At 61.7% G+C, this 20,719-nt stretch carries 19 protein-coding genes; 8 read left to right on the top strand and 11 right to left on the bottom strand.

Translation table 11 applies throughout. The annotated features are described in order from the left end of the window. Positions 1–74: 74 nt before the first annotated feature. The 7 genes from E3Z29_RS19975 to E3Z29_RS19945 form a co-directional block, all read right to left on the bottom strand. Positions 75–1,439 carry a glutamine synthetase family protein gene (locus E3Z29_RS19975; RefSeq protein ID WP_134786719.1) on the bottom strand — a complete coding sequence of 455 codons (1,365 nt, stop codon included), beginning with the start codon at positions 1,437–1,439 and terminating at the stop codon, positions 75–77. Between the two features lie 465 nt (positions 1,440–1,904). Beyond that, entirely contained in the window at positions 1,905–3,248 is a 1,344-nt protein-coding gene (chrA, locus tag E3Z29_RS19970) for a chromate efflux transporter (protein ID WP_134786718.1), read from the bottom strand. 419 nt (positions 3,249–3,667) lie between these two features. After that, positions 3,668–4,129, bottom strand: coding sequence for a molybdopterin synthase catalytic subunit MoaE (gene moaE, locus E3Z29_RS19965; RefSeq protein WP_098964456.1), 462 nt, complete (start codon positions 4,127–4,129; stop codon positions 3,668–3,670). A 2-nt stretch (positions 4,130–4,131) separates the two neighbouring features. Then, positions 4,132–4,383 (bottom strand): MoaD/ThiS family protein, encoded by a 252-nt coding sequence (locus tag E3Z29_RS19960; protein WP_003226078.1) that lies wholly within the window; start codon positions 4,381–4,383, stop codon positions 4,132–4,134. Next, a complete protein-coding gene (gene moaC, locus E3Z29_RS19955) occupies positions 4,380–4,865 on the bottom strand; it encodes a cyclic pyranopterin monophosphate synthase MoaC (protein WP_134786717.1) in 486 nt (161 codons plus the stop codon). The genes E3Z29_RS19960 and moaC overlap by 4 nt, the downstream gene beginning before the upstream one ends. Further along, positions 4,862–5,707: a formate dehydrogenase accessory sulfurtransferase FdhD gene (gene fdhD / locus E3Z29_RS19950; RefSeq protein ID WP_134786716.1), complete on the bottom strand. Its 846-nt coding sequence runs from the start codon at positions 5,705–5,707 to the stop codon at positions 4,862–4,864. Before fdhD ends, moaC begins: the two co-directional genes overlap by 4 nt. A gap of 243 nt (positions 5,708–5,950) precedes the next feature. Continuing rightward, positions 5,951–6,850 (bottom strand): LysR family transcriptional regulator, encoded by a 900-nt coding sequence (locus E3Z29_RS19945; protein ID WP_098964452.1) that lies wholly within the window; start codon positions 6,848–6,850, stop codon positions 5,951–5,953. 285 nt (positions 6,851–7,135) lie between these two features. Between E3Z29_RS19945 and moaB the strand changes: the two genes are divergently transcribed. Next, complete coding sequence (gene moaB / locus E3Z29_RS19940) at positions 7,136–7,675, top strand: molybdenum cofactor biosynthesis protein B (RefSeq protein WP_098964450.1); 540 nt, start codon at positions 7,136–7,138, stop codon at positions 7,673–7,675. Continuing rightward, positions 7,672–8,877, top strand: a complete 1,206-nt coding sequence (gene glp, locus E3Z29_RS19935) for a gephyrin-like molybdotransferase Glp (RefSeq protein WP_134786715.1) — start codon at positions 7,672–7,674, stop codon at positions 8,875–8,877. The genes moaB and glp overlap by 4 nt, the downstream gene beginning before the upstream one ends. 257 nt (positions 8,878–9,134) lie before the next feature. Here glp and E3Z29_RS19930 read toward each other — a convergent pair whose 3' ends face one another. After that, entirely contained in the window at positions 9,135–10,034 is a 900-nt protein-coding gene (locus E3Z29_RS19930; RefSeq protein ID WP_098964447.1) for a bestrophin family protein, read from the bottom strand. A 35-nt stretch (positions 10,035–10,069) separates the two neighbouring features. Beyond that, positions 10,070–11,068: a GTP 3',8-cyclase MoaA gene (gene moaA / locus E3Z29_RS19925; protein WP_134786714.1), complete on the bottom strand. Its 999-nt coding sequence runs from the start codon at positions 11,066–11,068 to the stop codon at positions 10,070–10,072. Between the two features lie 357 nt (positions 11,069–11,425). Here moaA and E3Z29_RS19920 point away from each other — a divergent pair, with 357 nt between their 5' ends. The 5 genes from E3Z29_RS19920 to E3Z29_RS19890 all read left to right on the top strand — a co-directional run bounded on the left by E3Z29_RS19920 (position 11,426) and on the right by E3Z29_RS19890 (position 17,547). Then, positions 11,426–13,750: an FdhF/YdeP family oxidoreductase gene (locus tag E3Z29_RS19920; protein WP_134786713.1), complete on the top strand. Its 2,325-nt coding sequence runs from the start codon at positions 11,426–11,428 to the stop codon at positions 13,748–13,750. A 106-nt stretch (positions 13,751–13,856) separates the two neighbouring features. Next, a complete protein-coding gene (locus tag E3Z29_RS19915; RefSeq protein ID WP_134787601.1) occupies positions 13,857–15,260 on the top strand; it encodes a cytochrome ubiquinol oxidase subunit I in 1,404 nt (467 codons plus the stop codon). Positions 15,261–15,263: 3 nt separating this feature from the next. Continuing rightward, entirely contained in the window at positions 15,264–16,280 is a 1,017-nt protein-coding gene (gene cydB, locus E3Z29_RS19910) for a cytochrome d ubiquinol oxidase subunit II (protein ID WP_134786712.1), read from the top strand. Continuing rightward, a complete protein-coding gene (locus tag E3Z29_RS19905) occupies positions 16,267–16,422 on the top strand; it encodes a DUF2474 family protein (protein ID WP_134786711.1) in 156 nt (51 codons plus the stop codon). The genes cydB and E3Z29_RS19905 overlap by 14 nt, the downstream gene beginning before the upstream one ends. A gap of 666 nt (positions 16,423–17,088) precedes the next feature. Then, positions 17,089–17,547 (top strand): transposase, encoded by a 459-nt coding sequence (locus E3Z29_RS19890; RefSeq protein ID WP_098964443.1) that lies wholly within the window; start codon positions 17,089–17,091, stop codon positions 17,545–17,547. A 571-nt stretch (positions 17,548–18,118) separates the two neighbouring features. On the opposite strand, the gene E3Z29_RS19880 is transcribed toward E3Z29_RS19890, so the two are convergent. Then, positions 18,119–18,970 carry a CAP domain-containing protein gene (locus E3Z29_RS19880; protein ID WP_098964441.1) on the bottom strand — a complete coding sequence of 284 codons (852 nt, stop codon included), beginning with the start codon at positions 18,968–18,970 and terminating at the stop codon, positions 18,119–18,121. Between the two features lie 199 nt (positions 18,971–19,169). Here E3Z29_RS19880 and E3Z29_RS19875 point away from each other — a divergent pair, with 199 nt between their 5' ends. Continuing rightward, positions 19,170–19,790, top strand: a complete 621-nt coding sequence (locus E3Z29_RS19875; RefSeq protein ID WP_134786709.1) for a cell wall hydrolase — start codon at positions 19,170–19,172, stop codon at positions 19,788–19,790. On the opposite strand, the gene E3Z29_RS19870 is transcribed toward E3Z29_RS19875, so the two are convergent. Next, positions 19,787–20,674, bottom strand: a complete 888-nt coding sequence (locus tag E3Z29_RS19870; protein ID WP_027611719.1) for a LysR family transcriptional regulator — start codon at positions 20,672–20,674, stop codon at positions 19,787–19,789. The two genes, E3Z29_RS19875 and E3Z29_RS19870, sit on opposite strands and share 4 nt — an antisense overlap. Between the last annotated feature and the right edge of the window lie 45 nt (positions 20,675–20,719).

The raw sequence follows: 20,719 nt of genomic DNA, 5'->3' as shown, positions 1-20,719 counted from the left end.
CAGTCACTGAAATATTGACTGTGCCGACGCCTTCGCGAGCAAGCCCGCTCCCACAGGGGGGATGGTGTGAGGCTTCAGGCTTCGGTCAGATACCAGCGCCAATCCTGTTCACCCACCTCGGCCATGAACTGCCGGTACTCGGCACGCTTCACCGCCAGATACACCCCGAGAAATTCCTGCCCCAGGGCATCCCGTGCCCACACCGAATTCTCCAGCGCCTGCAGCGAGGTCAGCCAATCGGTCGGCAGTAATTCCTTGGCTTGTGCATAGCCGTTGCCCTCGACCGGTGCGCCCGGATCCAGATCCTCGCGGATGCCACGATGGATCCCGGCAAGGATCGCTGCCGCCGCCAGATACGGGTTGGCGTCGGCGCCGCAGATGCGGTGTTCGATGTGCCGGGTGTTGGCCGGGCCGCCCGGTACGCGCAGGCTGACGGTGCGGTTGTCGACGCCCCAGGTCGGCGCCAAAGGCGCATAGCTGTTGGCCTGGAAGCGGCGGTAGGAGTTGGCGTTGGGGCAGAACAGCAGCAGCGAATCGAGCAGCGAGGCGAGCATGCCGCCAATCGCGGTGCGCAGCAGCGGGGTACCGGCCGGGTCTTCGGAAGCAAACAGATTGCGCCCTTCGGCATCGGCGAGGCTGACGTGCATGTGCATGCCGGTACCGGCCAGATCATCGAACGGCTTGGCCATGAACGTCGCCCGCATGCCGTGCTTGTGCGCCACCGCTTTGACCAGGCGTTTGTAGCGCACCGCCTGATCCATCGCGAGCAACGCGTCGCCGTGTTCGAGGGTGATTTCCACCTGGCCCGGGGCGTATTCGGAGATCGCCGTGCGCGCCGGAATGCCGTGCAGTTTGCAGGCGCCGTAGAGGTCGGCGAGGAACGGTTCGATCTGCTCCAGTTCACGCAAACCGTAGACCTGGGTGTGTCGCGGTCGGCCACCGTCGGCGTCCAGCGCCGGTTGCGGACGGCCGTTGTGATCGCGTTTGGCGTCGAGCAGATAGAACTCCAGCTCGCACGCCATCACCGGGTGAAAACCCTCGGCCTTGAGGCCGTCGATCACCTTGATCAGTAGATGACGCGGGTCGGCGATGCTCGCCGGCATTCCCTCGCTCGGGTGCATGCTGACCTGCACCGCCGCCGTCGGAATCTGCCGCCACGGCAGGCGCACCAGACTGCCTTCGAGCGGGTAGGCGCGGCAGTCGATGTCGCCGACGTCCCACACCAGACCCGAGTTTTCCACGTCCTCGCCCTGCACGGTCAGGCCGAGAATGGTGCTGGGCAGCGGGCGACCGCTTTCGTATACAGCGAGCAGTTCTTCGCGGTGCAACAGCTTGCCGCGCGGCACGCCGTTGGCGTCGAGGATGAACAGCTCGATCATGTCGATATCGGGGTTCTGTTCAAGGAACAGGCGTGCGTCTTCGATGGCTGCGAATTTCATGGTCAATCACTCACGATGGCGCCGCATGGGCGCGCAGGATCGGGCCGGACGCATGTAGGGCGTCCCGGCAGGGATATCAAATGGAGATCAGTCAGACGTGACACAGAACCTTTGAGGACTGCTGCGCAGTCCATCGGGGATAAATCCCCTCACTACAGTCATGCATCCATCGTTTTTGTTGACTGAGAGAGTCAGCAGGCGATATCCGGCGGGCGTGCGGAGTGACGCAGCTTGGAACGGCGCAGGGCCATGGGGAGATTGACGATGCGATTCATGCGCGGCCCCTGTGACAGAGGGCGCACACAGCGGAGACGTTCAACCTTTCTGGTTGTTGTGGTGACGTGCTCATAACGCGTGTTTCCGTTGGCGGAAAACGTCGGTGGCGGGGCAGGCCCGCCGACCGGTGTGCCCGGATAGTAAGGGGGAATTCGCGGGCGTGTAAACGGGAGATTCGCAGGCCAGGATTCAGCGCATCAGATGAAAGCCCAGCCCGGCAATGGCGCAAACGATCAACACTTCAATCACGCCGCGTTTGAAAATGAACAGTGCCAACGCCGCCAGCAGCGCCAGCCCGATCGAAAACAGATCCGCATGCCCGGCGAAACCGTTGGGCCAGAACACGTGATAAGCGAAGAAACACGCCAGGTTCAGAATCACCCCGACCACCGCAGCGGTGATGGCGGTCAGCGGTGCGGTGAACTTCAGTTCGTTGTGCGTTGATTCCACCAGCGGCCCGCCGGCGAGGATGAACAGGAACGAGGGCAGGAAGGTGAACCAGGTCACGAGCGTCGCCGCCAGTGCGCCAGCGGCGAATGCATGTTCCGCACCGAACGTCGGTTGCACATAACCGCCGATGAAACCGACAAACGCTACCACCATGATCAGCGGCCCGGGCGTGGTTTCGCCGAGGGCGAGGCCGTCGATCATCTGCGTCGGCGTCAGCCAGCCGTAGTGCCCGACCGCGCCCTGATAGACGTAGGGCAACACCGCGTAAGCGCCACCAAACGTCAGCAATGCGGCCTTGGTGAAGAACCAGCCCATTTGCGTGAACGTGCCGTCCCAGCCGAACAGCGCGGTCAGCAGGCCCATCGGTAAACACCACAGCGCTGCGCCAACCAGCAGCAGACGCCACAGTTTCGGCAGGCTGAATCGCGCATGCTCAGGTGTCGGTGTGTCGTCATCGATCAGCGCCGGGCCGAAGGATTCGGCACTGCTGCGCTGCCCGCCATTGTCGAAGCGCTGCAGCGCCAGGCGTCCGCCGAAATAGCCGAGCAATGCCGCACCGAGGACGATCAGCGGGAACGGCAGATTGAAGGCAAAGATCGCCACGAATGACGCCCCGGCGATCGCCCACAGCCAACTGTTTTTCAGCGCCCGCGAGCCGATACGGTGCGCGGCGTGCAAGACGATCGCGGTCACCGCCGGTTTGATTCCGTAGAAGATCCCGGCCACCACCGGCACATCACCGAACGCGATGTACACCCACGACAGCGCAATCAGGATGAACAACGACGGCAGCACGAACAGCGCCCCGGCGATCACCCCGCCCCAGGTGCGATGCAACAGCCAGCCAATATAGGTCGCCAGTTGCTGGGCTTCGGGGCCGGGCAGCAACATGCAGTAGTTGAGTGCATGCAGAAAGCGCCGCTCGGAGATCCAGCGCCTGCGCTCGACCAGTTCCTGATGCATGATCGCGATCTGCCCGGCCGGGCCGCCGAAACCGATGCAGCCGAGCTTGAGCCAGAAGCGCCAGGCCTGGCGCAGGGTGACGGGAGCGGGGCGGGGCAGGTTGTTGGGCGCTGTGCTCAATCGAAACTCCGGAGTTTAATCCTGGCGGAGTGGCTATCTAATCAGACTTTCAACCCTCACCCCAGCCCTCTCCCAGAGGGGGAGGGGCCGACCGAGGTGTCTGGCGTCATCCATCGACCTGAGAGATCGAGTCGATTATGGATTTGGTCTTCAGCCATACGCCTGCGCGTGAAGGGGCCGACCGAGGTGTCTGGCGTCATCCATCGACCTGAGAGATCGAGTCGATTATGGATTTGATCTTCAGCCATACGCCTGCGCGTGAAGGGGCCGACCGAGGTGTCTGGCGTCATCCATCGACCTGAGAGATCGAGTCGATTATGGATTCAGAACCAATCTTTCAATTCGGTGAATTTCTTCAATATCCCCCAATCAGTCCCCTCTCCCTCGGGGAGAGGGCTAGGGTGAGGGGCTCTTGATCTTCAGGCATGCGCCAGACTCCAGCGCAGCGCCGCATTCTGATCACTCTCCCGCGCCTCGACCCAATGCGAACCCTGCGCCGTGCTCTCGCGCTTCCAGAACGGCGCGCGGGTCTTGAGCACATCCATGATGAACGCGCAGGCTTCGAACGCCATGTGCCGGTGCTTGCTGCTGACGCCAACAAACACGATCGGCTCGCTGACCGCCAGCGCGCCGACCCGATGCACAATCTCCACACCCAGCAGCGGCCAGCGCTCGCGTGCCTCGTCGGCGATCCGTTCGAGGGCTTTTTCGGTCATGCCCGGATAGTGCTCGAGGAACAGCTCGTTCACGCTCTGGCCAATGTTCAGATCACGCACATAGCCGATGAAATTCACCACCGCGCCGACCCGTGGATTGCGCGCATGCAGGTCGGCGGTCAACTGGCCGACGTCGAAGCTTTTGTACTGAACTCGAACCGTCATGCTCAGCCCCCGGTGACCGGTGGGAAAAACGCGATCTCGTCGAAGTCTTCGATCGCCGCGCTCGGTTGGCACAGCTCTTGGTTCAACGCACACATCAGGTTGCCGGCGCCAAGCACTTCGCGCCATTCCTCGCCGCGGGCCATGAGCAATTGCCGCACGTCTTCGATGCAGGTCAGGTTGTCGCTCAAAGGGATTTTTTCACCGCCCAGATTGAGGCGGTCACGGTAGCTGGCGAAGTAGTTGATCAGGATCATTGCGCGTCCTCCCATTGAAAATGTCCGGAGCGGCCGCCCTGTTTGCTCAGCAGGCGGATGTCGCCGATGACCATGGCCCGGTCCACCGCTTTGCACATGTCATAGATCGTCAATGCGGCGACGCTGGCGGCGGTCAGGGCTTCGAGTTCGACGCCGGTCTGGCCGGTGAGGCGGCAGGTGCTAGTGATCTGCACGCGGTCCGGTTCGCAGGCCTTGAGTTCAACGTGAATCGAGCTGAGCAGCAGCGCATGGCACAGCGGGATCAGTTCGTGGGTGCGTTTGGCCGCCTGGATTCCGGCGATGCGCGCCACGGCGAAAACGTCGCCCTTGGGGTGACCGTTGGCCTGGATCATCTGCAGCGTTTCCGGGCGCATCTGCACCCAGGCCTGCGCCGTGGCTTCGCGACGGGTCGCGGCTTTGTCGCTGACGTCGACCATGTTGGCGCGGCCCTGATCGTCGAGGTGGGTGAAGGTGTTGCTCATGGCGAAAGCTCCTGGATCGGGCTGTAGATTCGGGGGGCGTTGCGGTGCGGAACGTGGATCAGATTCAGGTGATGCTTGAGCGCCCAGCGCACGGTCATTGCGGTGGGGGCGGACAGGCTGACAAGGGTGCCAAGTCGGGCGCGCACGGCTTTGTGGATCAGCTCCAGGCTGCAACGGCTGGTGACCACCACGAAGCCCTGGCGCGCATCGACGTCAGCGATTTGCATCGCGCCGATCAGCTTGTCGAGGGCGTTGTGCCGGCCAATGTCTTCGCGGCACAACAGCGCCTCACCGCTGGCATCGAAGTACAGCGCCGCGTGCAGGGCGCCGCTGCTGCGGGCCAGTTGCTGAGCCTGTTCGATGCGTTGGCGGATACCGTCAAAATGCGCGGCCGGCGGCAGGGCGCAGGGTTGCAGAATCTGCAGTTGCGGCAACGCCTGCTCCAGCGCCTCGACGCCACAGATGCCGCAGCCGCTGGTGCCGGCCATCTGCCGACGATGATCTTTCAGCGCCCAGAACGCGCGACTGGATATCTGCACCTCGGCCTGACAGGCCTGATCGAAATGGCTCAGGCGGATGTCGTAGATCTCGTCGACGCTGTCGATGATCGCGTTGCTCAGGCTGAAGCCCCGGATGAAATCTTCAAGGTTGCCGGGCGAGACCATCATCACCGCCTGGCTCAGGCCGTTGAAGGTGATCGCCAGGGCGATCTCCGCGGCCAGGGCGACGTGCGAGTGCGGGGCGTGCGGCAGGTATTCGCGAAACGCCACCTGTGACGGTTGCGGTGCGGGGGCGTTGGGTTCGGTGTTGGATTCGGTGTTGGATTCGACGTGGCAGAGCATCTTGAAAAGTCCCGAAGCGCTGAAGTGGGTTCAGGCTACGGGGGAGTCAAAAGTGCGTCCAATCGCTTGTTCTGATCTGGTGATTGGGTGGGTCGATCACCGCTGTCATATCCGAAATGTGTGTGGCTGTCCGGGCCTCTTCGCGGGCAAGCCCGCTCCCACATTTGAAATGCATTCAACCTGTGGGAGCGGGCTTGCTCGCGAAGGCGGCCAGGCGTCCAACAGCAATGTCTGGATAGTCACTCAAACAACCGGCACCTCACCCCCAAACATTTTCCGCGCCTCGGCAAAGCACTTCTCGGCAATCGCCGAACGCGGCTCGGTCTTGCGCATTACCAGCCCCAGCGGCGCCAGCACGCTGGCATCCGGCAGTTGCATGAACGACAGGTGTTCGATCGGCTCTTCCAGCCCGCTGTCCAGCGGCATGATCGAGCAGCAGAAGCCCTGGTGAATCGCCTGCAGCAATTGATACGTCGAATCGCTTTCCAGGATCGGCTGCGGATTGAGCCCGCGACTGCGGAAGCTCAGGTCGATGGATTTGCGGTAATGCATGCCGGTGGTGATCATCCCCAGCGGCAGTTCGGCGGCGTCTTCCCAGCTCATTTCCGAGCCTTCGAAATGGTAGTGACGGTTGTCGTAAAGCAGACCGACGCGGGTTTCGCCGATCTCGAAAAAATCGAAATAGTTCGGGTTGACGTGGTCGAGGTAGCACACCCCCAGATCCAATTGGTTGTTGCCCAAACCGGCGATGATCTCGTCGGAACTCCCCGACGACAGGCTGAATTTCAGCTCCGGATAGGTCCCGGACAAACTCTGAATGTAATTGACCGGGTTGAAATTGCTCAGCGGCACCAGACCCAGGCGCAAGCTGCCGACCAGTTGCCCGCGGCACGCCGCAGCTTCGGCGAACAGGCCGTCATGCGCGGCCAGCAGTGTGCGCGCCCAGGCCAGCACCCGTTCGCCGGCCTGGGTGAAACCCTCGAAGCGCTGACCGCGATTGACCAGCACCAGATCCAGCTCATCTTCCAGATTGCGCAGACGCATCGACAGGGTCGGCTGGGTGATGTGGCAGCGGGCGGCGGCCTGGCCGAAGTGTCGGGTTTCGTCCAGTGCGATCAGGAACTTGAGTTGTTTGATGTCCACGAAGGCACCTGCTCGTTGAGAAATTGAATGGAGTATTGACGCAGATGCGCGCAGCGCACGGAAAACGCGAGGTGCGACGATCTCATTTGACCGTGTTTGCGTCCAATCGGAAGCATTGAAAAGCCTATCGATCAGCTCTATCGCCCATGGTTTCAAACGCTTTGGCCGAGGTCAACGGCGCCGATAGAGCAGCTCGATAATGTGGTTGGCCAGAGTGATTAGACAGTACTCATAAGTGGCACTTAGGCTGCTCGGCAATCTGATTGACTACTGCCGGAGATTCCCATGAGTGCGAAAGCGGATGCCCTGTTTGTCCCCCTGAACATAGCCGTACTGACCGTCAGCGATACTCGCGATTACGCGAGCGACACGTCCGGCCAATTGCTGGTCAGCCGCTTGCTGGAGGCCGGCCATACCCTGAGCGAGCGCAATCTGCTCAAGGATGACCTGTACAAGATCCGCGCCCAGGTCGCGCACTGGATTGCCGACGACAGCATTCAGGTGGTGCTGATCACCGGCGGCACTGGTTTCACCGGGCGCGACAGCACGCCGGAAGCGGTGGCCTGTCTGTTCGACAAGCAGATCGACGGGTTTGGCGAGTTGTTCCGCGCCATTTCGATTCTCGATATCGGCACCTCGACCGTGCAAAGCCGAGCGCTGGCCGGGCTGTCCAACGGCACGCTGGTGTGCTGCCTGCCGGGTTCGACCGGTGCCTGTCGCACAGCGTGGGAAGGTATCCTCGCCGAGCAACTGGATAACCGCCACCGCCCGTGCAACTTTGTGCCGCACCTCAAATCAGTCGCTGCCTGTGGGCCGCGCGGATGAGCAAGGCAGGGTTGATGCCGGTCGAGGACGCCCTCGACCAGTTGCTCGGCATGGCCAATGAGCAACGTCTGGCCGATAGCGAAACTCTGCCGCTCGACGAGGCACGTGGGCGGGTGCTGGCCAGTGATCTGGTCGCCTCGCTCGACTTGCCGCCGTGGCCGAATAGCGCCATGGACGGTTATGCCTTGAACCTGGCCGATCTGCATCGTCAGCCGCTGAAGGTGTCGCAGAAGGTCTACGCCGGTCTGGCACCGGACGCGTTATTGCCCGGCACCTGCGCGCGGATCTTTACCGGCGCACCGTTGCCACCTGGCGCTACCTGCGTCGAGATGCAGGAGAACGTCGAAGTACTCGAGGACGGCCGCGTACGCTTTTTGCAGCCGCTGAAAGCGGGGCAGAACATTCGCGCGCAGGGTCAGGAAAACCGCGTCGGCGACATCCTGCTGCGTGCCGGCAAACGCCTCGGGCCGTTCGAACTGGCGGTCGCCGCCGGGCAGGGGCTGGCACAGTTGCACGTGGTGCGGCGCCCGCGCGTGGCGCTGCTGTCCACCGGTGACGAACTGGTCGAGCCGGGCCTGCCGCTGCGTCCCGGCAGCATCTACAACAGCAATCGTGTGCTGCTCGGCCACTGGCTGAAGGAACTGGGCTGCGAGGTGATCGACGCCGGGATCCTCCCGGATCGTCCGGCGCAGACGCGGCTCAAACTTGAGCAACTGCAAGTGGCGGCTGACCTGATCCTGACCACCGGTGGTGTGTCTGCCGGCGATGCCGATTGCCTTGGGCAGGTGCTGCGCGAGGACGGCAAACCGCTGCTGTGGAAGTTGGCGATCAAGCCTGGCAAACCGCTGACCGTGGGCCATTTCGGCACGGTGCCGGTGATTGGCCTGCCGGGCAATCCGACCTCGGCGCTGGTGACCTTCGGCCTGCTGGCGCGGCCGTACCTGCTGCGCATTCAGGGCGTGGAAGAGGTCATGCCGTTGAGCTTCACGGTGAATGCCGGGTTCGCCTGGAACAAGGCGGGCAGCCGTCGAGAGTATCTGCGGGTGCGGCTGGAGGCGGGGCGCGCGGTGTTGTATCCGAACCAGAGTTCCGGCGTTTTGCTCGGAGCGACCTGGGCCGATGGGCTGGTGGAGGTGCCGGAAAACAGCACCCACGGCATTGGCGATCCTCTGCGTTTCATTCCCTTCAGCGAACTGTTCTGACCCCGACACAAATCAGAACTGTGGGAGCGAGCCTGCTCGCGAAGGCGGCATGTCATACAACATCAATGTTGACTGACAAGCACTCTTCGCGAGCAGGCTCGCTCCCACATTTGGATGTGTGATGATCAGCCATTCTGCGGGGTTTACCTGGAACCTGTAGGAGTGAGCCTGCTCGCGATGACGGCGGCACAGTCAATATCTTTACTGACTGGGAGACCGCTATCGCGAGCAGGCTCACTCCTACAGAGGGAGCGAGCTCAGCTCAGCACATAGTCCACCGGCAGCAACATCGGCGGCAGGTCGGTTTCGCCCAGTTCGCTGAGAATGTCACGCTCGATGGTGCGCACCAGCGAGTCAGTCGCCAAATCGTTTTCGTCGCGGCCGAACGGGTCTTCCAGTTCATCGGCAATCGCATCCAGACCAAAGAACGTGTAGCTGACAATCGCCGTGAACAGCGGGGTCAGCCAGCCCAGCGGTTCGGCCATGGCGAACGGCAGCAGGATGCAGAACAGGTAAATCGTGCGGTGCAGCAGCAGGGTGTAGGGGAAGGGCAGCGGGGTGTTCTTGATTCGCTCGCACACCGCTTGCGCCTGGGTCAGGCTGGTCAGGTGATTGGCCAAGAGCATGTAGCGCCACTCAGTCAGTTCACCGCTTTGATGCAGATCCGAACATTGCTGGCCGACCTGCTGCAGAATCCGTCCACTGTAGTCCGGCACCCGCGCATCGTGTTGCGGGGTGATCCACTTGCTGCTGGCCGCCGCTTCGCTTTCCCGGCGCAATCGCGCATTCAGCGCATGAGCAAACCCGCAGAGGTTGAGCAGCAACGGCTTGCGCTGCGCCGATTCGCGGATGACATGGGTTTCGCGAATCACCGAACGGATGTGCACCAGCACATCGCCCCAGGCCTTGCGCGCTTCATACCAGCGGTCGTAGCAGGCGTTGTTGCGAAAATTCATGAAGATCGACAGTGACAGCCCGAGCAAGGTGAACGGCGTGGCGTTGACCTTGGTGAAGTTGCTCGGGTGGAGCATTTCAATCAGCACGATGGCAGAAGCCAGCAGGGTGACCATCAGGGTGCGCAGGGCGATGCGTTTGGCAATCGAACCCTTGAGGGTGAAGAGGATGGCGAATTGGTTGACCTTGGGTCTGATGATCATGCTGGGCGATCCCGGTTACGCAGGGTGAGGGCGGCTCAGCCGCCGGTCATGTTCATGAAGCGCACGACCTGAACGTCGTCGTTCACTTCGAAATTGTGCCGATACGGCTTGAGTTTCATCGCTTCGATGATGGCCTTCTCCAGCCGCTCTGGTTGCCCCGGATGAGCGCGCAGCACGGCTTTCAGATCCACCGAATGCTCGTTACCCAGACACAGTAGCAGGCGCCCCTCGACAGTCAGCCGCACCCGGTTGCAAGTACCGCAGAAATTGTGGCTGTGCGGCGAGATAAAGCCCAGACGAATGTCTGGCGCCTCGGCCAGCCGCCAGTAGCGCGACGGGCCCTGGGTCGACTCGGCGGAGTCGATCAGGGTGTAGCGCTTGGCGATTTTTTCGCGCACCTGGGCGCTGGAGAAAAACGTCTCGGCGCGGCTGTGTTCGCTGATGATCCCCAGCGGCATTTCCTCGATGAAGGAGACGTCGAGCTGGCGGTCGATGGCAAAGCTCACCAGATCGTTGATCTCCTGATCGTTGCGCCCCTGCATCACCACCACGTTGAGTTTGGTTCGGGTGAAACCGGCCTTGCGCGCCGCATCGATGCCGCTGATCACCTGTGCCAGATCACCGGTGCGGGTCATTTGCTTGAAACGATCCGGGTCGAGGCTGTCGAGGCTGATGTTCAGTCGCTTGACCCCGGCGTCGAACAGCGGCGCGGCGAGTTTGCCCAGCTGCGAGCCATTGGTGGTCATGCACAGTTCACGCAGGCCGGGCAGGGCGGCGATCTGCTCGCACAGCTTGACCACGCCCGGACGAATCAGCGGCTCGCCGCCGGTCAGGCGAATCTTGCGCGTGCCCAGCGCCACGAAGCTCTGCGCCAGTTGATAGATCTCCTCCAGCGTCAGCACTTGCTGGCGTGGCAGAAACTGCATGTCCTCGGCCATGCAATACACGCAGCGGAAGTCGCAGCGGTCGGTGACCGACATGCGCAGATAGTCGACGCGGCGGTTGTAACCATCGATCAAGACACGCTCTGACATGACAGCCTCGCAGAAGTGGGTAGTCCGCATGGACGGAACCGGTTAGCGCAGATTATGGGCAACTTCAGATCTCGTCCAATCACTGTTTATGACTGCTTGATTGAGCGCGTCGATGATCAATTATTTTCTCTGGAAAGTTACCGCTTTAGTTTCGCAACACCCCGTAAATAAAGGGTTTTTCGCCGTGATAGAGGGTTTCGATAATGTGGTCATAAATAGCGATTAGACAATGTTTTGTAACGGTTCATATCCTTGCTCCGGCAACTGAAACGACCACTTTATTGCTGTGCAAAGTCGGCCGTCGCTGTTTAACCAAGATCAGGTTCATGCCTGTGTGCATCGTCATGGAGATGTCCCATGTCACAAGTCGACCGTTACAAACCTTACAAGGGTGCCGCTGCCGGTTGGGGGGCTGTGATCAGCCTGACCAAAAGCTGGCTGGGCAGTGAAAACGCCCTGAAAAACATCCGCGCCATGCTCAAGACCAATCAGAACGGCGGCTTCGACTGCCCGGGCTGTGCCTGGGGTGAAGCACCCGGTGCGAGCATGCTCAAGTTCTGCGAGAACGGCGCCAAAGCGGTGAACTGGGAGGCCACCGGGCGTTTGGTCGACCCGGCGTTCTTCAACAAGTACACGGTGTCGAGCCTGGCCGAGCAGAGCGACTACTGGCTGGAATATCAGGGCCGTCTGACCCACCCGATGCGCTACGACGCGCGGATCGACCGCTATGTGGAAACCACCTGGGAAGATGCGTTCGCGCTGATCGCCGAACACCTCAAGGGTCTGAAATCGCCGCACGAGGCCGAGTTCTATACCTCGGGCCGGGCCAGCAACGAAGCGGCGTTTCTCTATCAGTTGTTCGTCCGCGCCTTCGGCACCAACAACTTCCCCGACTGCTCGAACATGTGCCACGAAGCCAGTGCGGTGAGCATGGGCGAGACGCTGGGCGTGGGCAAGGGCACGGTGGTCTATGAGGATCTGCACCACGCCGACGCGATCTTCGTCATCGGCCAGAACCCCGGCACCAACCACCCACGCATGCTCGAACCGCTGCGTGAAGCGGTGAAACGCGGCGCGCAGGTGGTGTGCATCAACCCGCTGAAAGAGCGTGGCCTGGAACGTTTCCAGAACCCGCAGAACCCGCTCGAGATGCTCAGCAACGGCTGGGAAGCGACCAACACCGCGTACTTCCGCCCGGCCCTGGGTGGCGACATGGCGATGATTCGCGGCATGGTCAAATTCCTTCTGCAGTGGGAGCGTGAAGCCCAGGCCAGCGGTGGCGAACCGGTGTTCGACCATGCGTTTATCGCCGAGCACACTTCGGGTCTGGACAGCTACCTGGCAGAAGTCGACGCCACGACTTGGGAGCACATCCTCGAGCAGTCCGGCGTGCCGTTGCACGACATCGAACTGGCCGCGCGCATGTATGGCCGCGCCAAGAGCGTGATCATGTGCTGGGCCATGGGCCTGACCCAACACGTGCACTCGGTGCCGACCCTGCAGGAAGTCATCAGCCTGCAACTGTTGCGCGGCAACGTTGGCCGTCCGGGTGCCGGTCTGTCGCCGGTGCGCGGGCACAGTAACGTGCAGGGCGACCGCACCATGGGCATCAACGAACTGGCGCCGAAGGAGCTGATGGACGCCCTGGAAAAACGCTTCAACTTCAAAGTGCCGCGCATGCACGGGCACAACACGGTGATGGCGATCGGTGCGATGGAGCGTGGCGAAGCCAAAGTGTTTATCGGTTTGGGCGGCAACTTTGCCCAAGCCACGCCGGACACCCCGCGAACCCACGAAGCGATGCGCAAACTCGACCTGACGGTGCACATTTCGACCAAGCTCAACCGCAGCCATCTGGTCACCGGTCGCGACGCATTGATCCTGCCGTGCCTCGGTCGCACCGACATCGACATCCAGGCCGAAGGCCCGCAAGGCGTGACCGTGGAAGACACCTTCAGCATGGTGCACTTGTCGTTCGGTCAGTTGAAACCGAAGTCGGCGCACTTGAAGTCCGAGCCGGCGATCATTGCCGGGATTGCCGCCGCGACCTTGGGCAAGCATCCAATCGACTGGGAGTGGGCGGTGGGCGATTACGGACGCATCCGCAACCTGATCGGCGATGTGATTCCGGGCTTCGAGAACTTCAACGAAAAACTGCTGACCCCGGGCGGCTTCCACCTCGGCAACGATGCCTCGGATCGGGTCTGGAACACTGAGTCGGGCAAAGCCCAGTTCACCCCGTGCGTGCTGCCGGAACACCTGATCAGCGAAGGCGTGCGCAACCTGCCGGTCAAGCCGGATCTGATCCTGCAGACCATGCGTTCCCACGATCAGTACAACACCACGCTGTACGGCCTCGACGACCGTTATCGCGGGGTCTACGGCATGCGCGACGTGATCTTCGCCAACGAACAGGACATCCAGCGTCTCGGTTTCGAACCGGGGCAGAAGGTCGATCTGGTGGCGCTGTGGGATGACGAGCGCGAGCGCCGGGTCAGCGGGTTCACCCTGATCGCCTACGACATTCCGCCCGGTCAGGCGGCGGCGTACTACCCGGAAACCAACCCGCTGGTGCCGCTGGAAAGCTATGGCGACCGGACCTACACGCCGACCTCGAAATTCGTCGCGATTCGCCTCGAAGCGGCCAAGGTCAGCAACCTGATCCCGTCATCGCTGGCCTGACCCGCAACTTATAAAAACACTGGCAATTTCACTGGCTGCAGGCGTTCGCGCCTGGCGGTGGCCCGGCGACGTGCTGCCGCTTTTCAGCCTGGATGAGGACATCATCATGCTCAACATGGAGGCACTGGACCTGGCGCGAATTCAATTCGCGTTCACGGTTTCGTTCCACATTATCTTCCCGGCGATCACCATCGGCCTGGCGAGTTTCCTCGCGGTACTCGAAGGCCTGTGGCTGAAAACCCGTGACGACACCTACCGCGATCTCTACCACTTCTGGTCGAAGATCTTTGCCGTCAACTTCGGCATGGGCGTGGTCTCGGGGCTGGTCATGGCGTACCAGTTCGGCACCAACTGGAGCGGCTTTTCCGACTTCGCCGGGAGCATCACCGGGCCGTTGCTGACCTATGAGGTGCTGACGGCGTTCTTCCTTGAGGCCGGTTTCCTCGGGGTCATGCTGTTCGGCTGGAACCGCGTCGGTCGTGGCTTGCACTTCTTCGCCACGGTGATGGTCGCTATCGGCACGCTGATTTCAACCTTCTGGATTCTCGCGTCCAACAGCTGGATGCAGACGCCGCAAGGCTTTGAAATTGTCGACGGTCGGGTGATGCCGCTGGACTGGCTGGCGATCGTGTTCAACCCGTCGTTCCCGTTCCGTCTGGCGCACATGGCGATCGCCGCATTCGTCGCCACGGCCTTCTTCGTGGGCTCGTCGGCGGCCTGGCATTTGCTGCGCGGCAACAATACCGCGCCGGTGCGCAGGATGTTTTCCATGGCGTTGTGGATGGCGCTGATCGTGGCACCAATTCAGGCGGTGGTCGGTGACGCCCATGGTTTGAACACCCTGGAGCATCAACCGGCAAAAATCGCCGCCATCGAAGGCCACTGGGAAAACGCCGACAATGGCCCGACGCCGCTGGTGCTGTTCGGCATCCCCGACATGCAGGCGGAGAAGACCCAATATGCGCTGGAAATTCCGTACCTCGGCAGCCTGATCCTGACCCACAGCCTCGACAAGCAGATCCCGGCGCTCAAGAGCTTTCCGAAAGAGGATCGGCCGAACTCGACCATCATCTTCTGGAGCTTTCGCGTGATGGCCGGGCTGGGCATGTTGATGATCCTCGTCGGTGTGCTCGGTCTGGCGCTGCGCCGTGGCGGCAAGCTCTATCAGCATCGCGGCTTCCAGCGTCTGGTATTGCTGATGGGGCCGAGCGGGTTGATCGCGTTGCTGGCCGGCTGGATCACCACCGAAGTCGGGCGTCAGCCGTGGGTGGTTTACGGCCTGATGCGCACCCATGACGCCGCGTCGCACCACTCGGTGGCGCAGATGAGCACCTCGCTGTTGCTGTTCGTGGTGATCTACTGCTCGGTGTTCACCGTGGGCATCGGCTACATGATGAAACTGGTGCGCAAGGGCCCGCAGCCGCATCACGAACATCCGCCGGAGGGCGATCAGTTGCAAACCCCGCGCCGGCCTATTTCGGCGGCTACCGTCCCGATGAAGGAGCACTGAGTCATGGGTATTCAAGGTATCGATCTCTCGTTGATCTGGGGTGTGATCATCGCCTTCGGGGTGATGATGTACGTGATCATGGACGGCTTCGATCTGGGCCTGGGGATCCTGTTTCCGCTGATCCGGGATGAGCAGGAGCGCGACGTGATGATGAACACAGTCGCCCCGGTGTGGGACGGCAACGAAACCTGGCTGGTGCTCGGTGGTGCGGCGTTGTATGGCGCCTTTCCACTGGCCTACGGGGTGATTCTGGAGGCGCTGTACCTGCCGCTGATCCTGATGCTCTGCGGGCTGATTTTCCGTGGCGTGGCGTTCGAGTTTCGCTTCAAGTCGTCAGCGCAAAAGCGTCACTGGTGGGACAAGGCGTTCATCGGCGGTTCGCTGCTGGCGACGTTCTCCCAGGGTGTGGCGATCGGCGCGTACGTATCGGGCATTCCCGTGGTGAATCGGCAGTTTGCCGGTGGCGGCCTGGACTGGCTGGCGCCGTTTCCGCTGGTGTGCGGCGTCGGTCTGGTGGTGGCTTATGCGCTGCTGGGCAGCACCTGGTTGTTGGTCAAGACCGAAGGCATGCTCGAGTCGCGGATGCGTCTGTTCACCCGGCCGCTGGCGTGGTTGCTGACGGCGATGGTGGTGGTGATTGGTGCGTGGACACTGAAGTTGCACCCGGAGCTGGCCACTCGCTGGTCGACCAGCGGGCACTTGATGGTGTTCGCCGTGTTGGTGGTGCTGGCACTGCTGGCGTTGTTCGGGCTGCTGCGTACCTTGCGTCAGCGTCACACCCACTGGCCGTTCGTGTTCACTTTGGTGTTGATGCTGCTCGGTTACATCGGCCTGGCGCTGAGCATCTGGCCAAACATCATCCCGCCATCGGTGAGCCTGTGGGCGGCGGCGTCTCCGCCTTCGAGCCAGTTGTTCGCCTTGATCGGCGCACTGTTCATCCTGCCGGTGATCCTGATGTACACCTTCTGGAGCTACTACGTATTCCGCGGCAAAGTGAGGATTGGCGATGGCTACCATTGATTCGCGTGAGGTCAAAACCAGCCGCTGGTACCAGCGCCTGGGCTGGTTGTTGCTGATTTGGCTGGGCAGTGTAGTGTCACTCGCCGTGGTGGCGAGTGTGCTGAAACTGGCGATGTATGCAGCAGGAATGAGGACCCACTGACAATAAAAAAACCGGAGCCATGACTCCGGTTTTTTTGTGCCCGCAATTCTGAACATCACTGATGCCCCCAGTGGGAGCGGGCTCGCTCGCGAAGGCGTCAGGTCAGTCGACATTGATGCTGAATGTGCCGGCCCTTTCGTGAGCAAGCCCACTCCCACCCTTGATCGCGGCCAGCCGCAAATCCTTCATCACCGACGATCCCTTGTGGGAGCGGGCTTGCTCGCGAAGGCGTCAGGTCAGCCGACATTGATGCTGAGTGTGCCGACCTCTTCGTGAGCAAGCCCACTCCCACCCTTGATCGCGGCCAGCCGCAAATCCTTCATCACCGACGATCCCCCAGTGGGAGCGGGCTTGCTCGCGAAGGCGTCAGGTCAGTCGACAATGATGCTGAATGTGCCGGCCCCTTCGTGAGCAAGCCCACTCCCACCCTTGATCGCGGCCAGCCCCAAACCCTTCATTCACCGACGATCCCCCAGTGGGAGCGGGCTTGCTCGCGAAGGCGTCAGGTCAGCCGACATTGATGCTGAGTGTGCCGGCCTCTTCGTGAGCAAGCCCACTCCCACAGTTGATCCGGTGCGCAGACACATTCTGCCAACAAACATGTTCGGCGCACTGTGATGGCTGATCTAGCCTTTTTCTGAATTCAACCATGGACAAGGCAAAGGAATGCCCAAACGTTACTCATCACATCGCCTGCGAACCGGCCGTCATTGCGAAGAAAATCAGATCTACCTACTAACCGCCAATACCTTAGGGCGTGAGCCAGTGTTCACGGATTACAGGCTCGGCCGGTTGGTTGTACATCAGTTCAGGCAGGCGCAGGAGGAGGGGTTTGCCGAGACATTGGCATGGGTTGTCATGCCGGATCATTTTCATTGGCTGATCCAGTTGCAAAAGGGAACACTTGGACAATTGATGTGCCAGGTCAAATCCCTGAGTACTCGTTCAGTGAACACAGCAGCCGGTAGAACCGGGAGCCTTTGGCAGCACGGTTTTCATGATCATGCATTACGTCGAGAGGAGGACCTGGTGAAACTGGCCCGCTATGTAGTGGCTAATCCACTGCGGGCCGGACTGGTAAAAAAACTCGGTGACTATCCGTTATGGGATGCGATCTGGGTTTGAACTCAGGATGCGCATTCACCGCATTACTTCAGAATAAATGCGATCCCTGTGGGAGCGGGCTTGCTCGCGAAGACGTCAGGTCAGCCAACATTGATGCTGAATGCGCCGGCCCCTTCGTGAGCAAGCCCACTCCCACACTTGATCGCGGCCAGCCGCAAATCCTTCATTCACCGACGATCCCCAGTGGGAGCGGGCTTGCTCGCGAAGGCGTCAGGTCAGCCGACATTGATGCCGAATGCGCCGGCCTCTTCGTGAGCAAGCCCACTCCCACACTTGATAGCGTCCAGCCGCAAATCCTTCATTCACCGACGATCCCCAGTGGGAGCGGGCTTGCTCGCGAAAGCGTCAGGTCAGTCGACATTGATGCTGAATGTGCTGACCCCTTCGTGAGCAAGCCCACTCCCACCCTTGATCGCGGCCAGCCGCAAATCCTTCATTCACCGACGATCCCCAGTGGGAGCGGGCTTGCTCGCGAAGACGTCAGGTCAGTCGATATTGATGCTGAATGTGCTGATCCCTTCGTGAGCAAGCCCACTCCCACCTTGGGTCTTCGGTGTTTTCTGAAGGCGGGCTATTGCGCCCCAAACATCGCCGTCCAGTAGATCCCGGCGCTGCTCTTTGGATCGGTCGCGTAGGCGGCGCCGAGTTCTTTGTATTGCGGGTTCATCAGGTTGGCGCAGTGGCCGGGGCTGGCGAGCCAGCCGTCGACGACCTTGCGCACGGTGTCTTGCCCGGCGGCGATGTTTTCGCCGACCAGTTGGCCGCTGTAGCCGGCCAGTTCGGCGCGGTCGCCCGGGGTGCGGCCGTCGCGGTCCTTGTGGTCGAAATAGTTGTTGTTGGCCATGTCGCGGCTGTGATCCTGGGAGATCGTGCCCAGGCTCGCGTTCCAGGCCAGTGGCCCGGCCGCGGCAAAGGCCTGGCCGCCGCATTGACGCGGTTGGGCGCGAGCGGCGTTGAGTTGTTCGAGCAACTTCTGGCCTTCGCTTTGCGCATCGCCGAGCTTCGCCGACAGTAGAGGTCGCGCCAGCACAATACGCCAGTCACGATCAGCGCGGCTGACCCCGACATCGACGAACTGCGGGTCCAGCACCACCTGACAGAAACTTTCCTCAATCGCCTTCATCGCCGACGCTGCATCCCGTGGGCCATTGAGGGTGATCGCCTGCACGTTGACCATCGGGTAACTGGCGCTGGCCATGGCCTGTTGCAGATCGACCGCACCGGCGGCCGGCAGTCTCAGCCGTGGATCGGCCGACAGCGGTGGCAGTTCACTGGACGCCTGGCTGCCGCAGCGCTGCGGTTGGCTGCGGTAGGCATTGATCGACTCGATCAGTTGCGACTCGTCGGCAGCCATGGCCGAGGCGGCCACGGCCAGGCCCACGGACAGCGCGGCAAAACGCAAGACGGATGGCATGAAGCGCATGGAAATCTCCCTTGAGCTGAGTGCGCTCATGATGCGCGAAAGGCCCCCGGTCAGTGCAATGTCTTTTTCTTCATCGAGCGGTTTTTTCTGCGGAACGTTACGTCGGTATTTGCCGTCTACACTCTCCGAAGGCCCCGGGAACCGGGCGTCTCCCCCACGAAACACCTTGCCCGGAACGGGCGCTGCCGGAAGAACTGACATGGGATTGAAATGGTTGGCTGGCTGTTTCGCATTAACCCTTATGGCCGGCGTTGTGAACGCCACCGATCAGACCCCGATCAAGGCCAAGGCCGAAGAGAAAGCCCAGGTGCTGGAAGAGAAGGCCGCCGACAAAGTCAGCGCGGCGCCAGCACCCAAATCCGAAGCGATCACCCCCACTGAAGTGCAGGCGGTTGACCCCGCCGGCACCGCGCCGCTGGACGATCCGATCACCTGCCTGGCGCGCAGTATCTACTGGGAAGCCAAGGGTCGCGACACCCCGGAAATGGAGGCGGTGGCCAATGTGGTGATGAATCGCCTGGGGCACGACGGCTTTCCCGGCACAGTGTGCGAAGTGGTCAAGCAAGGTTCGGAAACCAAGAGCTGCCAGTTTTCCTGGTGGTGCGATGGCAAGGCCGATCAGGTCAAGGAAGACGCCGAATACACCCTGGCCAAGGACATCGCCGGCAAGGCACTCAACCGCCAGTTGCCGGATCGCACCCATGGCGCACTGTACTTCCATGATCGCCAGGTGCATCCGAGCTGGGCCAAGGAGTACAAAAAGACCGCCGCGGTCGGCAAATTCCTGTTCTATAAGCCGGCCGGCGGCGATGCGCGTTAGACGCAGACTTCCCGTACACAGTTGCGCAGCCAGCGGTGCGCCGGGTCGGCGTCCATGCGCGGGTGCCAGAGCATCGACACGCTGATCGGCGGCATCCTGAAGGGCAGGGCGAAGCTGTGCAGGCCCATGCGTAGCTTGCTGGTGTGACGCTCCGGAACCGTGGCGATCAGGTCCGATTCGCGGACCAGCGTCAGCGCCGCCGAAAAGCCGCCGAATGACGTGACGATATCCCGCGTCAGACCTGCGGCGAGCAACGCTTCGTCGACCGGGCCGCTGCTGCGCCCGCGCCGTGAGATCAGAATGTGCTGGCCGCCGGCAAAACGTTTGCTGCTGATCTTGCCCGAGCTCAACGGATGGCCCTCACGAACCACACCGATCCAGTGATCCTCAAACAGAATGCGGCTGTGCAGCGTCGGGTCGGTGCTGTCGTCGACCACGCCGGTCTCCAGATCGACCCGGCCTTCGCGCAGCGGCGTGCTGTCCTTGTCGGCTTTCTGCACAAAGCGCAGGCGCACGCCGGGTGCTTCTTCAGCGATGCGCGCGAGCAGCGCGGCGGCGAAGGTTTCGACAAAACCGTCGGTGTTGCGCAGGGTGAAGGTGCGCTGCAATTGGCCGGGATCGAGCACTTCGGCGGGACGCAACACCGCCTCGGCTTCCTGCACCAGAGCGCTGACCCGCTCACGCAATTCCAGCGCACGCGGGGTCGGCACCAGACCTCGGCCGGCGCGCACCAGCAACGGATCGCCAGTGGTTTCGCGCAGCCGGGCCAGGGCACGACTCATGGCCGACGGGCTCAACCGCAGAATGTGCGCGGCGCGGGCGACGCTGCCTTCGCGCAACAACACGTCGAGGGTGATCAACAGGTTCAGATCCGGTGTGCTCATGACATGGCGTTCCGTGCAGGTATCAAGTGCAAAGCATGCGTCTTG

It is taken from the genome of Pseudomonas sp. S150 (assembly GCF_004526365.1).
In the GTDB taxonomy this organism is placed as follows: Bacteria; Pseudomonadota; Gammaproteobacteria; order Pseudomonadales; family Pseudomonadaceae; genus Aquipseudomonas; species Aquipseudomonas putida_A.
The sequence above is the reverse complement of the archived record's forward strand: the minus strand, read 5'-3'. Positions and strand labels throughout refer to the sequence as shown.

What these genes read in the sequence shown, in the direction of transcription:
- moaE (WP_098964456.1), bottom strand. Translation starts at nt 4,129, where the DNA reads ATGACGGTTCGAGTTCAGTACAAAAGCTTCGACGTCGGCCAGTTGACC.
- E3Z29_RS19930 (WP_098964447.1), bottom strand. Translation starts at nt 10,034, where the DNA reads ATGATCATCAGACCCAAGGTCAACCAATTCGCCATCCTCTTCACCCTC.
- E3Z29_RS19915 (WP_134787601.1), top strand. Translation starts at nt 13,857, where the DNA reads ATGCTCAACATGGAGGCACTGGACCTGGCGCGAATTCAATTCGCGTTC.
- E3Z29_RS19905 (WP_134786711.1), top strand. Translation starts at nt 16,267, where the DNA reads ATGGCTACCATTGATTCGCGTGAGGTCAAAACCAGCCGCTGGTACCAG.
- moaA (WP_134786714.1), bottom strand. Translation starts at nt 11,068, where the DNA reads ATGTCAGAGCGTGTCTTGATCGATGGTTACAACCGCCGCGTCGACTAT.
- cydB (WP_134786712.1), top strand. Translation starts at nt 15,264, where the DNA reads ATGGGTATTCAAGGTATCGATCTCTCGTTGATCTGGGGTGTGATCATC.
- moaB (WP_098964450.1), top strand. Translation starts at nt 7,136, where the DNA reads ATGAGTGCGAAAGCGGATGCCCTGTTTGTCCCCCTGAACATAGCCGTA.
- E3Z29_RS19960 (WP_003226078.1), bottom strand. Translation starts at nt 4,383, where the DNA reads ATGATCCTGATCAACTACTTCGCCAGCTACCGTGACCGCCTCAATCTG.
- E3Z29_RS19880 (WP_098964441.1), bottom strand. Translation starts at nt 18,970, where the DNA reads ATGCGCTTCATGCCATCCGTCTTGCGTTTTGCCGCGCTGTCCGTGGGC.
- E3Z29_RS19890 (WP_098964443.1), top strand. Translation starts at nt 17,089, where the DNA reads ATGCCCAAACGTTACTCATCACATCGCCTGCGAACCGGCCGTCATTGC.
- E3Z29_RS19875 (WP_134786709.1), top strand. Translation starts at nt 19,170, where the DNA reads ATGGGATTGAAATGGTTGGCTGGCTGTTTCGCATTAACCCTTATGGCC.
- fdhD (WP_134786716.1), bottom strand. Translation starts at nt 5,707, where the DNA reads ATGCTCTGCCACGTCGAATCCAACACCGAATCCAACACCGAACCCAAC.
- E3Z29_RS19870 (WP_027611719.1), bottom strand. Translation starts at nt 20,674, where the DNA reads ATGAGCACACCGGATCTGAACCTGTTGATCACCCTCGACGTGTTGTTG.
- E3Z29_RS19920 (WP_134786713.1), top strand. Translation starts at nt 11,426, where the DNA reads ATGTCACAAGTCGACCGTTACAAACCTTACAAGGGTGCCGCTGCCGGT.
- E3Z29_RS19975 (WP_134786719.1), bottom strand. Translation starts at nt 1,439, where the DNA reads ATGAAATTCGCAGCCATCGAAGACGCACGCCTGTTCCTTGAACAGAAC.
- glp (WP_134786715.1), top strand. Translation starts at nt 7,672, where the DNA reads ATGAGCAAGGCAGGGTTGATGCCGGTCGAGGACGCCCTCGACCAGTTG.
- moaC (WP_134786717.1), bottom strand. Translation starts at nt 4,865, where the DNA reads ATGAGCAACACCTTCACCCACCTCGACGATCAGGGCCGCGCCAACATG.